This window comes from Pseudogracilibacillus sp. SE30717A (assembly GCF_037071985.1).
Taxonomy (GTDB): Bacteria; Bacillota; Bacilli; order Bacillales; family Amphibacillaceae; genus Pseudogracilibacillus.
Window position 1 is genome coordinate 27,475 of record NZ_JAXHDF010000011.1, and the last position, 14,907, is coordinate 42,381.

Genomic DNA, 14,907 nt, shown 5'->3' on the forward strand with positions numbered 1-14,907 from the left:
TACCTTCAGTTGATGTTCTTTCTACGACACAAAGGATGTGTATGTTACCATGGAGATTAGAAGTAAAGAAGCCAGTGTTTGTAACTTCGATAGAAAAAGTAAAAATATTATGAAGAATATATGAGAGTATTGCAATTTGTAAGTAGACTAACTAATCATATAGACAATGAAAGAAGGTATTGGAATTGAAAATTGATCCACCCAGAATTACTGAAGGTTTAACGACTAGGAACTTTATTGACATTTTATATGAAGAAGATCCTGAGTTTGAAATGAGTATAATTACTGGTTCTGAGTTTACTGACCAGGTTCTTGAACGAGTAAGCCTTTACAATACAGTGATTAAAAACTGTAACTTTATGAATACTGATTTTGGTAGAATTGATTTTACTGATGTGCGATTTGAAAATTGTGATTTATCCAACACCGATTTGAGTAATGCATCCATGAATCGAGTCGAATTCTATAACTGCAAGCTACTAGGAAGCAAGCTAACCGAGTCGTACTTTGGTAATATTAAGTTTGAGGAATCTATTTTGAACATGGCGATGTTTGGAAATTCAAAGTTTAATAAAGTTATATTTAAAGATGTTTCATTAGAAAATGCAGATTTGTATGATTGTAAGCTCAAAAAAGTTGATTTCCATTCTTGTAAACTTAGTGGTACAAATTTTGAAGAAACATCCTTAAAGGGAATAGATTTAAGTTCATCAGAATTTAAATCTTTAATTGTATCAATTGATAATTTGAGAGGTTGTAAAGTATCAACCTTTCAAGCAATCCAGTTTGCAACCTTACTTGGATTGGAAGTTAAAGATTGACTATTGATATTAGGTTGTTCTATAGTTACGCTTTTGCGGAAATGCGTTTGTTATTCCTTTTAGGAATTAGTCGATATTATAGAAGGACAATATCAAGTATCATATAAGTTTTTCAGAAAGTTACACAAATACACTTTCAATGAGAGGCTAACCATGCTAACTTATGTACGGATTAGATTCCTATAAATTAATACAAGGGAGTTATTTTCATGATTATTCAATACATTCGTTATAGATAGTGACTATTTCAAGACCCAATTCATATTTTTACAAATGATGAGGGTTTATTTAAAAACGAATAAATGAGGTGACTTCTTTGGTTAAAATGAATAAAAGAATGAAGAGTGCGGAGTATTTAAGTAATTTTGAATCTATGTTTAAGTGTCCTATTTGTAATTCATCCATGAAGGTTTTTGAGTTAAAAAGCTTAATTTGCTTAAATAATCATACATTTGATTTTACAAAGCAGGGATATATCAACTTGACGACTCATATGGTAAAAACGAAGTACAGTAAGGATCTTTTCGAAGCAAGAAGAAAACTTATTGTAGAGGATAGTTTTTTTAAACCATTAAGTGCAGCAATTGCTGAAATGATTAATAAGCATGCTACTAAAAAAGAAGCATTATCTTTGATTGATATGGGGTGTGGAGAGGGTTCACATCTTTCCAATATTAGTGATATTATAAGATCTGAGTATAATAAAATAACTACAGGGGTAGGAATTGATCTTTCTAAAGAAGGCATATTGGTAGCTGCCAAAAACTACACTAATAAGATCTGGGCTGTTGCAGACCTAGCCAATACACCATTTCAGGATAAGCAATTTGATATTATTTTGAATATCTTGTCACCTTCAAACTATGAGGAATTTAACAGACTATTAAAGGCTGATGGTTTAGTAGTTAAAGTTGTTCCACAAAGTGGTTACTTGAAAGAATTAAGAGCAGTTATATTTGGTAAGCCTGAAAAACAATCTTATTCTAATGTGGATACCGTTGAACGATTTAATGAGAATTTTCAATTGGTAGATAGTTCAAGGCTATGTTACACTGTGACGCTTGATAATCCATCAATTCAAACGTTGGTACAAATGACTCCTTTATCATGGTCGAGCACGGCAGGACAAGTTACATCATTCTTAAAGGCGGATTCAGCTGAAATAACCGTCGATTTAGAACTATTAATTGGAAAGAAATAAAAAGTTGAAGAAGAGGCAGTCTGTCAGCAGAGACTGCCTTTTACAATGTTTTCTTTATGTGATACGTATATTAATAATAAAATATCTTAATGAAAGTTCTTCATTTACTGTTTCACACAGTTAGCTTTTTCAGATCTTTAATCGCTCCCAGATGCATACCTTCATGATAAATTGAGAAAATCAGTAGCCCACCGATAGTTGATTGTGATAAAAATTTTTTTGCAATTTTATCATCCAGCTGTCCAGATAAAGATTCCTTCATTTTTTCTGGCTGTTCTTCTAGATGTTGTTTCAATTCACTGAGCGCAGGTATTTTACCATCCCAATCGGCGGGCTTAGTCCCAGGGGAAAAAAGTTCAAGGTAACGGGAAGACGTTTGGATATTCTTCCCTCCAAATTTTGAAAACAACAAATTTTGAAAAGTATAAATGTGACCTAGATTCCAGCGAATTGTGTTACGGAATCCTTTTGGCATTTGATCTACTTGATCTTCTGATAAATATTTCATTTCATTCAATGTGATTTTTCTAACTAAGTTGATTTGTTGGAAAATCATTTCTTCATTCATCTTGGCATCATGCTCCTTCTCTTTTTTTTATTTTGTCCCTTTAATACTCAGTAAAATGATAATAATTTTTGAATCTTCTTCAACGTTTTTAAAAATACCAATCTTTTATTATGAACTTCTTGAAAAATTATTCATCCTTCATTTTAAATTCATAGTACAATAGGTATATCCATTTACATAATCTGGGTTTAATGAATAACTTTCCCATATATTTTATATGTAACTCGCTTTCGTTAATTGAATGTGCATAGTATTTTCTAGTTTCCTTTATATTACTTCACAATAGACTATTCGTAAAATTGAAATTTATAAAGTAATCCATTGATTTTTTTGATACTATAGAAGTGAGAATTTTAAAGGATGATGAAATGATGGAAATACGCCATTTTATTACGTTTAATAAAATTATTGAAGTAGGAAGTTTCACACAAGCGGCAGAACATTTGGGATACACTCAATCTACGGTGACTTCTCATATTCAAATGCTTGAAGAGCAGTTGGGTGCTCCGTTGTTTGATCGGATGGGGCGAAAGATAAAACTGACGGATATTGGTAAGAAGTTGTTGCCTTATACAAAAGAAATTTTAGCTACATATAATAAAATAGAAAATATTACTAATCATGATGGAGATGGGATGAGAGGGGAGTTAAAGGTTGCAGCTCCTGAATCTTTAACAATATACCGCTTAGAACCAATATTGAGAGAATATCGAAAAAAATATCCTTATGTGCGCATTCGTTTAACTAATGCCACTTGCCGAGATAACAAGAAGGCAATACTTGAAGGTAATGCAGACATTGCTTTTGTTATGTTGCCGCAATTTAAGGATTCGGATTTAGTCGTTCATCAATTAATGAACGAACCGATCGTCCTAGTTGGAAATCCAGACTGTTCATTAAATAAATTAGATAAAAATTACGGAGATAATCAGCTTAATGAATGTTTCATTACTAACGAAAAAGAAGGCAGTTATTGGAGGTTACTTGAAAAGTCCCTGCGCGATAAAGATATCGTACCATCTAACGTCATGGAACTTTGGAGTATTGAAGCGATAAAGCGATCAGTAATGAGTGGGCTTGGCATTGCTTATTTACCTTTGATGACTGTACAGGATGAAATCATGGAAGGAAAATTTAAAATAATACCTTACGAAGCCGATTTAAAACCGATTTACTCTCAAGTTGTTTATCACAAAAATAAATGGATTTCTCCCGCTCTATCAAGTTTTATAGAGATTATCGTGAAACATGCAAAAGATTGGTCATGTGAGGAGGCTGCTTATTGAGCTTTCTACTTATGCTATATTGTTGAAAAAAATGATACTAATTTTATTAATTAATTTAAAAAGAATCTAATTGAGTTAAGAGTAAAAAGTTCAATATATTTAGTATCCAAATGGTCGCGATTGAGAAGGAGAATATACGAAAGAGAGGGGTTATAATGCAAAATAAACTTAGAAAATCAACGACAGATATAGTATTAACAGGTGTCTGTGGTGGTATAGGAGAACTTTTTGATATATCTCCTCCTATAGTAAGAACCATCTTTTTATTTACTGTTCCAGTTTCTTTTTGGATTTATGTTATTTTAGCATGGTCATTGGAGGGTCATAATTCGAGATTATGATGTATTTTGGAATTAGCCCAATGAAATTATTTATCGTACCATTTTATTGAAGAAGTAATTCACAAAAAGGAAGTGAGGATTTGTCTAAAGGTTTAAAAATAATGTTATTTTGGACTCTAGGATGTCCGAGCATTATTACTGTCCTTCGTATTATTACAGATTATTTTTTAGGTCGCGACATTGATTGGTTCTCTTATTCGGCTGTTTTCTTAGGCATCGCTGCTGCAGGATTAATATTTGTTGGACCATTAAATTACTTTATATCAAAAGCCAGGGAAAGTTAAATCTGATACAATTGCTCACTGTAAACCAAAAAGTAGACTTATTATTTCAGATTGAACATGAGAATGAGCAACTTAAAAAAGGATGGTTTATCTCTATGGAAAAGAATCATTCATTTTCCATTAAGGGAAAAATTAAAGGAGGATGCATCATGAAGAAACATAAAATTTATACAATGAGTGTTGCAAAAGTTTATCCCCATTATATTACAAAAGCAGAGAAAAAAGGGCGTACAAAATCAGAAGTTGATGAAATCATCCGTTGGCTGACAGGATATAGCCAAAAAGAATTAGAAGTACAATTAGAAAAACAGACAGATTTTGAAACCTTCTTTGCAGAAGCCCCCGGTATGAATCCTTCACGAGCGTTGATTAAAGGTGTTATCTGCGGAGTTCGAGTGGAAGATATTGAAGAACCAACGATGCAGGAAATTCGCTATTTGGATAAGTTGATCGATGAGTTAGCGAAGGGGAAAACGATGGAAAAAATATTGCGGAAATAATAATTTGAATGAAGTAACACTGTTTGGAGAGAGACGCTATCAAGTATGGTTTTAAAATATAGCATTTCAATTAATCGAGTTAGCAAAATACTATCCCTTTTTAATTTCTAATTAGACATGGTCTATTTGTCAGTATACGTATGTTATTCATATGTTTTTCCGATCTAGAAAGCATCAGTCCGAATTACACAGAAAGTCGGAGGGGGAAATCAAGTATTTGTTAACGCCAATGTCGCATATAAGGGACCAGATTGTTTTAAAAAATTAAAATGGAAGAGGATTGATTATGGAGACGGAATATATAAGGGACTATTCCGTGGATTGCTTTTATCGTAGGTGCTCACTTTTTCTGGCTAGAAAACATCTTTAAAGACCCTAGTTTGTATTTGTTAGCGATACTTATGATAGCAATTGCGGTATTATCACCATGGCTATCAAAAAAAAATGGGTGTTGCTAACAGTGCAATCACCGGCATAGGATCTGGCACGTCTCTATTTTGCTTTGCCATATTGGGATTGATTCGCTTTCTTTTGGCATAAAAGTCATTACTAAAACATCTCGGCAAAAAGATGCCGTTTTCATGATTTTGTTGATCTTCAACCACTTTAATTGGGCACTATAATTATTTTGGTAATGTTTTCTGATTTGATTAGATCTCTTTGATCGGCTAATGCTCAAATCAGAAGCTACTTTCTACAGATTAAATTATAATCGCTCGTAATCACCAATTGTTCTATTAAATTTTAAACTTGAAAAATGTTTCGGAGATATGCTTTTCCTAAACTAAATTAACTATGAATACATGAATAATCACTACGAAGGCAAAAGATATAATTCCTGCTAATTTAAACGGACGTGTAAACTCATATTGATCATTGATGCCTTTTACAATTATGGCAAACAAAGCTGTTCCTATTACTATAAAAATTCCTCCAACAATAATAGTGTTATTTATTGTATTTACAATAGTAACAACATGATTAATGAACAATATCCATAAGTATCCTAAGAAAAGATTTAATACAACGGATAAGACAAGAGGTTTGGTTTTCATACTTAACCCTCCTAAATAATTAATATTTATCTATATTTTATCATTATTCAAATGTTTCAAAAAGTTAAATATACAAATAATGTTAAAAATGTAGTAACATATAGTTAATAATTTACGAGTGAAATAAAGGGAACAGATGAAGTGAACTAGAATTTGGAAGGGCACATGGCTTTTTGTTAAGGGGATGATTATCATCCCCCTATTTTTTTGGTTAGTCACAATAATTAAGGTGAGCGAGTAAACTAAGTTAATTACTGTAGAAAACAAGTTTATATTTTAAGGGAAAGTGAATAATTTTCGATAGATGAATTCTGAATCGAATTTTTTTAGATAATACAGGCTTATATTTTAAATTCTCCGATCAATTGTTTTAATTCCGTTGCCATATCATTTAATGATAGGGAAGAGTTCATGATATTTTCCATTGATTGAACTTGGTCAGCTATATGTGCAGAAATTTCATTTAATTCATTTAAAGATTGTTCATTTGTTCTCACAATATCTTCTGAACTGGCAGCAACTTCTTCTGTTCCAGCCGCAAGTTCTTCCGAGACAGCAGATATCTCTTGGATTTCACTTGTGACTTGATTAAACGATGTTAATATGGACTGGAATAATGTATCTACTTTTTGTACTTGAACAACTCCGCTATGTACTTCAGTCAAACTATTTTCCATCGCGCTTGTAGAATGCTCAGTTGATTCAACGATTTCATTTAAAATGTTTGCGATATCTTCTGTAGCTTCACTCGTTTGATCAGCTACTTTTTTAACTTCGTCTGCTACGACTGCAAATCCTCTACCATGCTCTCCAGCTCTTGCTGCCTCTATTGCTGCATTTAGCGCTAATAGATTTGTTTCACCGGCAACATGAGAGATAACATCTACAATATGATGAATTACTTCTGTTTTCTTTTTTAATTCATTCATGACGGAAACCGATCCTTGTACAGAATAATTGACTTGATTAATTTGATCGATCGCTTCTGTAACTTCAGCACTGCCTTGCATAACATCTTGAGATACTTTGGCAGCATAGACAGATACTTGAGAGGTAGTGTCAGCTATTCGTTGCACGCCTGCTGCCATTTCTTCCGTAGATAAGAAGGACTGTCGAGTTGTTTCGAGTTGATTATTTGCCCCAGTAACAATAATTTCAGTAGAGGCCGTGATCTTTTCAGCAAGTTCATTGGAGGTTGTTGAAACCAATTTCAGTTCTGTAGAGGCCTGTACAACTTGTTCAGCTGCATGAGCGATCTTTTTCGTAATTTTCGTATATGATTCCAACATTTGGTTAATGTTTTCTTTTAACTGGGCGATTTCATGTTTTCCGCGGATAGAAAGTCTTTTAGTCAGATCTCCTATTGATGCTTCTTCCATTACAATCATTATGTCTCTCATTTGTTTGATTAAATATTTTGTAAAGAGGTAAGCGATTGCTCCAACAATAATAATTGCAACCATCAAAATAATGGCTGTAATAGCTTTCGTATGTTGGACAGGCGCGAAAATTTCCTTTTCGGAAGCAGTAACAATAATATGCCAACCACTTGTTTCAATCTTATTAAATGCCAGCATTTGATCATGAAAAGAAAAATATCCTTTTTCCTTCTCTAATAGGTTTCGTTCAAACTCGTCGAGCGATTGGAGAGAGTCAGAAATTTGAGTTCCAATAAGCGCTTTATCAGGGTGAGCTAAGATTGTTCCGTTCTTTGTCGTTAAATAACCATATCCTGATTCCCCAAATTCAATGGTGTTTATTAAATTCACGATGACTGTTGGATCAATGATCGTTTGAATAATTCCGATAAACTCATCCTTTTGATTTAAAAGTGGAACATCTATGATGAGAATATTTTCTTTCGTTTTAATATCTTCGAGAATATCGGAAACATATACTTCTTTTGTATTTTTTGTAAAATGAAAATGATCTTGTGTGGAAATATTTGTTTCTCTGCCTAATGTGTCGATGGAATTTCCATCTGCATCGACATACGAATACCACATTACGTCTTCATCGGCATAATTTACGACTTGTAAGATAGGTATGATTTCTTTTGCTTGGCCAGAGAGCAATTGAGGATAGCTATCGATTAAATTCATTGTAGAATTTATTTTTTGTTGTAACCAATTTTCGATAAAATTGGCATTTAATTGAGCGGCGTTAGTTTGTGTTTGTTTTACTTGTTCTTCCGTTGTTTTGGATGTTTGAGAAACAATTAGGACAGAGGAAGCAAGTAATGGAATAATAGAGATAGCCAATAATAAAACAGTAATCCTTGTTTGTACACTGTGAAAGACTCGTGAAAAATAGTTTTTCATAAGTTATCCTACCCTCACTTTTCCAAAATAGTAAAAAATACTCAATTTTTTACATTATAGCACAAAAGAACTAGTTGAGTGGAAATTAAAAAAACATTGGCATTTGCCAATGTTTATATTTTAGCTTTAGGTGTCCAATTTGCTAGAAAAATCCCACTAAAAATGAAAATTCCACCGACCATCACATACCAATGGATTGGTTCGTCAAGTAATAACCAACCTGAGAGTACACCGAAAAAAGGTGCTAAAAATAAAAAGGCGCTCGTTTTACCGGGATCTCCAATATGTAATAAATAAAACCAAACTGCAAATTGGACAATCGAAGCCATGATTGCCAACCAAAGGAGAATAAGAATGGAAGGAACGGTAACTTCAAAAAATGGTTTTTCCAGAATAAAACTGCTGAATAAGAGAATGAGACCTCCAAAGAGCATCTGGTAGGCTGTTAAGACCCAAACGTCATGTTTTTGTCCCCATGTTTTAATAAGTAATGTTCCGATTGCCCAAGAAACAGCAGACACAAAACCTAATATTGTACCAATTTTTATTGATACATGGGCACCAAATGTAATGAAAACCCCAAGAAAACCTAGAATAACACCGAACCATTGAAGTCTACGATAAGATAAATGTAAAAAAACGGTACCGAAAATAATGACTAATAAGGGATTAATAAAGGTTAAAATGGATGATTCTCCTGCCGTAATTGTTTTTAAACTGACGAAAATACATGCCATTACCCCAGCAGTTTGAAAGAGACCGATTGTAAAGATTTCTCCCCACTCTTTCCATGATTTTGGATGAGGTCTTTTCCAAAAATATACGTATATTGCCATTAAAATACCGGCAAGAGTAAAGCGAAAAGCAACGAGAAGAATTGGGGACGAGTAGATTAAACCAATTTTTCCAATTGCGAAGGCCGATCCCATTAATGAAGTTGTAATGATGACTAATAATCCGTACACATATTTATTCATAAAGACTCCTTTTACATTCTCATTGATAGCAAAGGTTCTTATCATTCCTTTATAGTCTCGTTTTCATTTAAAGCAATTACTATTATAAAATAAGACGAAAATTCACACCATATACAAGAGGATTTTCATTTATTCTCCTCCTGCAAGTTTCGTTTCAGTTTGTGTAAATTTTTCAAGCTCTACCTCTCGAAGTTCATTGATGTGGGGAAGCACAAAGTTAATGACCATGCCCACAAAAATCGCATTGACAAGAGTTCCTATTCCGATTGCTCCCTTGAATAAGAATGCGACAATAACAAGCAGAATGTTTATTGCTAATCTGGAATAGGTCATATTCCAACCAGTAAATTTAGCTACGATCAACATGGAGCGGTCCATTGGATTAGGAGCGACGTCCGATTGTAAATAGATTGCAATCCCGATCCCGGAAAAAATAATGGAAAGAACTAAACAGATCCATTGACTAATCCATACCTCAGGAATAACAAAAAAGCGTAAAATAAAAAGCCAGCTATCAATGCCAACTCCAGTAATTAATGAAGTAATAAGAGCAAAATATTCTGGTCTTTTACGTTCAGCTAAAGAATTACCAATAACCATGGCTACTCCGACAACGATCTCCCAACTTCCAATTGTTAATCCAAACGTACGGAATAATCCGACAAGGAGAGCATCAAAAGCAGATGTACCGAGCATAGATATAATTGCTAATGCAATTCCTAATGTAAGTGTTAAAAGACCGATTACATAATAATGTGCACCTATTCTCAGTAATCTCAACTTAAGCATCCTCCTTACTCTTTTTCTTTCTTAACTATAGCAAATATTTCAAAGGGCAACTATCGTTTTGTCTCAAATTACTGAAAATTCTAAGTGAATAAGGTTGTTTTTCTCTTTTGTGATTACAAAATCGAGCATTTTCATATAAATTATGCATAATTTCAGTTCGTAAAAACGATACTAATCATTATAGCAATTGAAGTTACAATAGGGAGGTGTGAGCATGCAAACATTAAGAGGTATTGCTTGGACACTAGTAATTATTGGAGCTATAAATTGGGGACTAATTGGTTTATTTCAATTTGATTTAGTAGCTGCTATTTTTGGTGGACAAGATAGTGGATTGTCCAGGATTATCTATTCTTTAGTAGGGATAAGTGGGCTCATTACTATTGGTTTACTGTTTACGAAGGCAGATGACCGGGATGGAGGAGCGGTCCGACGAGATCCTTCTTTTGGTACAGAGTTTGGAGAGGATTCTGATATTGACCGTGATTTATAAAAGTTAATAAAAGCTTGCAGAGAATCGAACTCTGCAAGCTTTTTATTTTAAATGTAATTCTTTTCTATAATTAATTGGGTTATTGTATGGGCAATGATATCACCGGCAGTTTTGGGAGCGGCTTTTCCCGGTAAACCAAGTGCATGAATTGCTTGAATCCCCCGACCATCTGCCGCTGAAAAGTCTGTTCCTCCCGGATGTGAAGCAAGATCGATAATCAGGCTATTTTCATTCATAGCGTGAATTACTTTTTTCGTTATGATTAGGTGTGGGACGGTATTTATACATATATCGATATGAGGAATTGTTTCAGTTAACTGGCTAATTGAAACAGGCGTTAACCGCATTTCTTTTATTCTTGCAAAATCAGCATGATTCCGAGCAGCGACAGTAACTTCAGCTCCAGTATTAGCGAAAAGACGAGCGACTGTTATTCCAACACGTCCAAAGCCGGTAACTAACACATTTGAATTATGGATTGTGTAATCAATTTTTTCCATCGCAATTTGTAAAGTTGCTTCTGCGGTAGGAATAGAATTTGCGATCGCGATATCATCCCGTGCGAATAAAATAATTAATTCTCTGTCATTTTCTTTAGCAATTGCTTTTAATCGCTCGCTAGCTGTACCTGTATAAATGACGCAATCACCAGGTGTTTTACGAATTAATTCGTCTGAAAACTGTGCTTTTCCTGCCGGATAATTTAATTGAATCTGCTCGTTATTATCCATTCCTAAAACAGGTAGAATAATTCCATCCAGTGTTTCGAAAGGTATTTCATCTAATGATGTATGTTGAATATTCTCTTGTGGGAAATCAATAGTAGAAAATCCTTCAATATAAATCATTGCATGTTGTTCTGCTAAATGGTTAATAACTTGGATATATCTTTTATCTCCGCCAATTACAGCAAGTTGTTTTCCTTTTAACTTCATCATTTCACTCCTCTTAACGTTTTCTATTATCAAAAAACGAAATTCAAGATCTACTATTTACTATCCTATTATGGCCCCTTTCATATTAGAAGCAAATGGGATCGAATGTACTAATTATGTAATATTTTTAAATAGAATGTCATTGAAGCACGTGCTATAATAAGTTTAGATCATAGCCAATAATGGTTAAAGAGGTGCAATTCATTGATTTCTACAGAATACGATATGGAAAAACACAATATTAGAAGCTTTTTAGCTGACTTGAAATCGCTAGTAAAGGGGATTGTTTTAATAGCAAATATTTTGCCTATATTAAGTGGATTTTGGTTGGCGTTATATTTTACAAATACTTCATTCTTAGACGTTTGGGACAAGTTTTTGTACATGACAGTTGGCGGTACGCTAGTAATGGCCGGCGCTCTCATTTTAAATAACTGGTATGAAGTCGATTTAGACAGGGAAATGAAGAGAACCCAACAGCGGCCAACAGTGACAGGTAATTTCTCATTAAAGGCTGTGCTCGTTATGGGAATTACAAGTTCCATTTTAGGCATAGTTATTTTGTATTTTGCATCTGTTGAAGCAATGACATACGGATTTTTAGGTTGGTTTACGTATGTTGTCTTATATACATTTTGGTCAAAGAGAAAATACACTTTAAATACAGTTATCGGTAGTGTGTCAGGAGCCTTTACGCCATTAATTGGATGGGCAACTGTTACATCTGCCTATCATATTGTACCGATTATTTTATTTATTATTTTATTCATCTGGCAAATTCCACATACGTTTGCGATCGCAATGAGAAGACATGATGAATATAAAGCGGCAAAGGTTCCAATGCTACCAGTAGTATATGGGTTTGAAATTACGAAAAGACAATCAGCAGTTTATATTGCATGCTTATTACCCTTACCACTATTCTTAACTTCCGTAGGATTGCCTTTTGTAATTATTACTTCGATATTAAATATTACTTGGTTAATCCTTGCGATTCGAGGCTTATTCACTCAAGAAAATAAGAAATACGCAAATAATATGTTTTATTTTTCATTAACATATTTAACGATCGTTTTTGGTATGATGATACTTATTACATTACCAATTTTTAATTAAGCAAACGATTAGAGAATCTATAAAAGATAGGTTAGAGAGGTTCGTAAAAGGACTACATACATTAGACACTCCTAATATATGTAGTCCTTTTATTGCTTTCTTTAACTTGATCGACTCTAATCTTCTATGCTCAATCAACAGGGTCACCGCCAAAAACTTCAGAAGTAAACTCCCAACTCGCTCTATCGACTGCTAGTTTTCTAAATTCCTCTGGTTCAATCCAATCTTCTTGTTTAAACTCGTCAAGAGGTAGAACTTCTAGATGATTTATACTGTCCCCATCATTTATCTCATTAACTATATCAACATATTGATTGTGATAATCTTCTTTTTGTTCTTGAGTCAATTTTAATGGTGCTACTAATACAACATCTAAGTTCTCGCTATTACTTAAAGTCGAAACTTCTTCTTTTTCTCCATTGTTCACATCTTTCGTTACTTGCTCTTTCATTTCTTTATTTGCACTACATCCTGCTAAGACAGTAGCTCCAAGTAAAACTCCTACACAAATATATTTTTTAAACATTTACGTCCCCCTTTTAAAGTTTTTTAAATATTCTAATAGTAGTTTATAGCAATTAATATCTAAACACAATATTTAACTAATCATTCTAGTTAATGTAGTGTAATAAGATTTCAATCTTCACCACGTAATTTAGAGAGTTTTCAATTAGGTAAATAAATAAGGATATTTAGCTTCAATAAAGGTATCTTAAGTTAAGGGAATGTTTTTTTGCTTTTTATTTTTTACTAACTAATCTATACTATTAGTAACTAATGTATTAGAGAGGAACCGTCTAAATGAACTTAGTCTATACTGGTAAAACGAAAGATGTCTACCGCTTAGATAATGGAAATGTAAAATTGATTTTTAAAGATGACGTGACAGGAGAAGACGGTGTTTTTGATCCGGGTGCAAACACAGTTGGTTTAACTGTTGAAGGAGCAGGTAAATCCGGGTTGAAAATGACTACTTACTTCTTTAAAAAGCTACAAGAAAAAGAGATTCCTACCCATTATATAGAATCCGATTTAGAGAAAGTATCCATGACTGTAAAAGATGCTCAAATGTTCGGTAATGGACTAGAAGTAATTTGCCGTTATCGTGCAGTCGGCAGCTTTTATCGACGTTACGGAGCATACTGTAAAGAAGGGCAATCTCTCGATGGTTTTGTTGAAGTAACCATTAAAGATGATGAAAGAGGAGATCCACCTATCTCAAAAGAAGCACTAGTAGCTTTAAAGATCCTAAACGAAGAAGAGTATGATCAACTTGAAAAATTAACGAAACAAATTTCAAAAATTATTAAAACAGAGTTAGAACAGAAGCAATTATATTTATATGATATTAAATTAGAATTTGGACGTGATCAAACTGGCCATATTATGTTGATCGATGAAATCTCAGGTGGCAATATGAGAGTCTATGATGCAGAGGAAAATTATATTGCTCCGCTTGAATTGGAGAAATTATTGTTCAACTAATTTTTAAACTGGGAAAGGGAGTGAAAAATTGGATAAATCAACTGTTCACCAAATTTTTCGGAGTTTTTATCAACTCTTTCCGAATTCGAGTTCGATAGCAATTGCTGATTTAAACCAGTTTATTTACTACCAACCCAGTTTAGATATTGATCTGAAAATAAAGCCAGGTGACCCGGTGCATCCTAAAACGGTAACGTATAAAGCAATTCATGAAAAAAGAAGGGTGAAAGAATATAAAGGGAATACAAACTATGGGGTAGGTTATTATGCTATTGCACACCCGATTATTCATGATAAAAAAATTGTAGGTGCAATGACTGCCATTTTTCCACAAGAGCCTGAAGTCCTGACTATTCCTTATTTAACATTAAAAACTTCAGATAGATGGATACCTATTAATTTTAATGAAATTATTTTTATGGAAGCACAAAATCGTAAGACGTACGTTACATCAAAACTCCAAAAAGGTACTCACAGATACAATCTGACAGAATTGGAAATCATATTACCCAAAAATATGTTTATTCGCTGTCATCGATCATATATAATTAATTTGAATCAAATAAAAGAAATACACCCGGACTCCCATTCTACATTTATTTTAATTATGTCCAATGATTCAAGAGTGCCAGTAAGCCAAAGTTATGCGAAACAAATGCGAAAGATTCTAGGTTTTTAAAAAAATATAAAATATTCGAATGTCTTTTATGTACGAAAAATTGTAGTTCAGTAGAA

The 14,907-nt window shown here is 33.3% G+C and carries 17 protein-coding genes; 10 read left to right on the forward strand and 7 right to left on the reverse strand.

Features of this window, described 5'->3' with window-relative positions; translation table 11 throughout:
* Window positions 1-185: 185 nt before the first annotated feature.
* Both SPD48_RS16545 and SPD48_RS16550 read left to right on the forward strand, forming a co-directional pair.
* Window positions 186-821, forward strand: coding sequence for a pentapeptide repeat-containing protein (locus tag SPD48_RS16545; protein WP_336259231.1), 636 nt, complete (start codon window positions 186-188; stop codon window positions 819-821).
* A 325-nt stretch (window positions 822-1,146) separates the two neighbouring features.
* Window positions 1,147-2,022 (forward strand): putative RNA methyltransferase, encoded by an 876-nt coding sequence (locus SPD48_RS16550; protein ID WP_336259330.1) that lies wholly within the window; start codon window positions 1,147-1,149, stop codon window positions 2,020-2,022.
* A gap of 112 nt (window positions 2,023-2,134) precedes the next feature.
* Here the strand turns inward: SPD48_RS16550 and SPD48_RS16555 are convergent, their stop codons facing one another.
* Window positions 2,135-2,590, reverse strand: coding sequence for a DinB family protein (locus SPD48_RS16555; RefSeq protein WP_336259232.1), 456 nt, complete (start codon window positions 2,588-2,590; stop codon window positions 2,135-2,137).
* A gap of 371 nt (window positions 2,591-2,961) precedes the next feature.
* Between SPD48_RS16555 and SPD48_RS16560 the strand changes: the two genes are divergently transcribed.
* The 4 genes from SPD48_RS16560 to SPD48_RS16575 all read left to right on the forward strand — a co-directional run bounded on the left by SPD48_RS16560 (window position 2,962) and on the right by SPD48_RS16575 (window position 5,001).
* Window positions 2,962-3,876: a LysR family transcriptional regulator gene (locus SPD48_RS16560; protein WP_336259233.1), complete on the forward strand. Its 915-nt coding sequence runs from the start codon at window positions 2,962-2,964 to the stop codon at window positions 3,874-3,876.
* A gap of 155 nt (window positions 3,877-4,031) precedes the next feature.
* Window positions 4,032-4,217, forward strand: a complete 186-nt coding sequence (locus SPD48_RS16565) for a PspC domain-containing protein (protein WP_336259234.1) — start codon at window positions 4,032-4,034, stop codon at window positions 4,215-4,217.
* An 80-nt stretch (window positions 4,218-4,297) separates the two neighbouring features.
* Window positions 4,298-4,501, forward strand: a complete 204-nt coding sequence (locus SPD48_RS16570; RefSeq protein WP_336259235.1) for a hypothetical protein — start codon at window positions 4,298-4,300, stop codon at window positions 4,499-4,501.
* Window positions 4,502-4,650: 149 nt separating this feature from the next.
* The gene (locus SPD48_RS16575) at window positions 4,651-5,001 is read left to right on the forward strand and encodes a DUF2200 domain-containing protein (protein WP_336259236.1); all 351 of its coding nucleotides are present in this window, start codon (window positions 4,651-4,653) and stop codon (window positions 4,999-5,001) included.
* A 779-nt stretch (window positions 5,002-5,780) separates the two neighbouring features.
* On the opposite strand, the gene SPD48_RS16580 is transcribed toward SPD48_RS16575, so the two are convergent.
* From SPD48_RS16580 to SPD48_RS16595, 4 genes are all read right to left on the reverse strand, one after another.
* The gene (locus SPD48_RS16580; RefSeq protein ID WP_336259237.1) at window positions 5,781-6,056 is read right to left on the reverse strand and encodes a hypothetical protein; all 276 of its coding nucleotides are present in this window, start codon (window positions 6,054-6,056) and stop codon (window positions 5,781-5,783) included.
* Between the two features lie 341 nt (window positions 6,057-6,397).
* Window positions 6,398-8,377 (reverse strand): methyl-accepting chemotaxis protein, encoded by a 1,980-nt coding sequence (locus SPD48_RS16585; RefSeq protein WP_336259238.1) that lies wholly within the window; start codon window positions 8,375-8,377, stop codon window positions 6,398-6,400.
* Window positions 8,378-8,490: 113 nt separating this feature from the next.
* Window positions 8,491-9,354, reverse strand: coding sequence for a DMT family transporter (locus tag SPD48_RS16590; protein WP_336259239.1), 864 nt, complete (start codon window positions 9,352-9,354; stop codon window positions 8,491-8,493).
* Window positions 9,355-9,483: 129 nt separating this feature from the next.
* Window positions 9,484-10,134 (reverse strand): YczE/YyaS/YitT family protein, encoded by a 651-nt coding sequence (locus SPD48_RS16595; RefSeq protein ID WP_336259240.1) that lies wholly within the window; start codon window positions 10,132-10,134, stop codon window positions 9,484-9,486.
* 223 nt (window positions 10,135-10,357) lie between these two features.
* Between SPD48_RS16595 and SPD48_RS16600 the strand changes: the two genes are divergently transcribed.
* The gene (locus SPD48_RS16600; protein WP_336259241.1) at window positions 10,358-10,636 is read left to right on the forward strand and encodes a DUF378 domain-containing protein; all 279 of its coding nucleotides are present in this window, start codon (window positions 10,358-10,360) and stop codon (window positions 10,634-10,636) included.
* Between the two features lie 47 nt (window positions 10,637-10,683).
* Here the strand turns inward: SPD48_RS16600 and dpsA are convergent, their stop codons facing one another.
* The gene (gene dpsA / locus SPD48_RS16605) at window positions 10,684-11,574 is read right to left on the reverse strand and encodes a dipicolinate synthase subunit DpsA (RefSeq protein ID WP_336259242.1); all 891 of its coding nucleotides are present in this window, start codon (window positions 11,572-11,574) and stop codon (window positions 10,684-10,686) included.
* A 201-nt stretch (window positions 11,575-11,775) separates the two neighbouring features.
* Between dpsA and cyoE the strand changes: the two genes are divergently transcribed.
* Window positions 11,776-12,687, forward strand: a complete 912-nt coding sequence (cyoE, locus tag SPD48_RS16610) for a heme o synthase (protein WP_336259243.1) — start codon at window positions 11,776-11,778, stop codon at window positions 12,685-12,687.
* Between the two features lie 130 nt (window positions 12,688-12,817).
* Here cyoE and SPD48_RS16615 read toward each other — a convergent pair whose 3' ends face one another.
* Window positions 12,818-13,213: a hypothetical protein gene (locus tag SPD48_RS16615; RefSeq protein WP_336259244.1), complete on the reverse strand. Its 396-nt coding sequence runs from the start codon at window positions 13,211-13,213 to the stop codon at window positions 12,818-12,820.
* Between the two features lie 275 nt (window positions 13,214-13,488).
* On the opposite strand from SPD48_RS16615, the gene SPD48_RS16620 reads away from it, so the two are divergent.
* On the forward strand, window positions 13,489-14,172 hold the full coding sequence (locus SPD48_RS16620) for a phosphoribosylaminoimidazolesuccinocarboxamide synthase (protein ID WP_336259245.1): 684 nt from the start codon (window positions 13,489-13,491) through the stop codon (window positions 14,170-14,172).
* Window positions 14,173-14,200: 28 nt separating this feature from the next.
* Window positions 14,201-14,851 (forward strand): LytTR family DNA-binding domain-containing protein, encoded by a 651-nt coding sequence (locus tag SPD48_RS16625; RefSeq protein WP_336259246.1) that lies wholly within the window; start codon window positions 14,201-14,203, stop codon window positions 14,849-14,851.
* The last annotated feature ends 56 nt before the right edge of the window (window positions 14,852-14,907 follow it).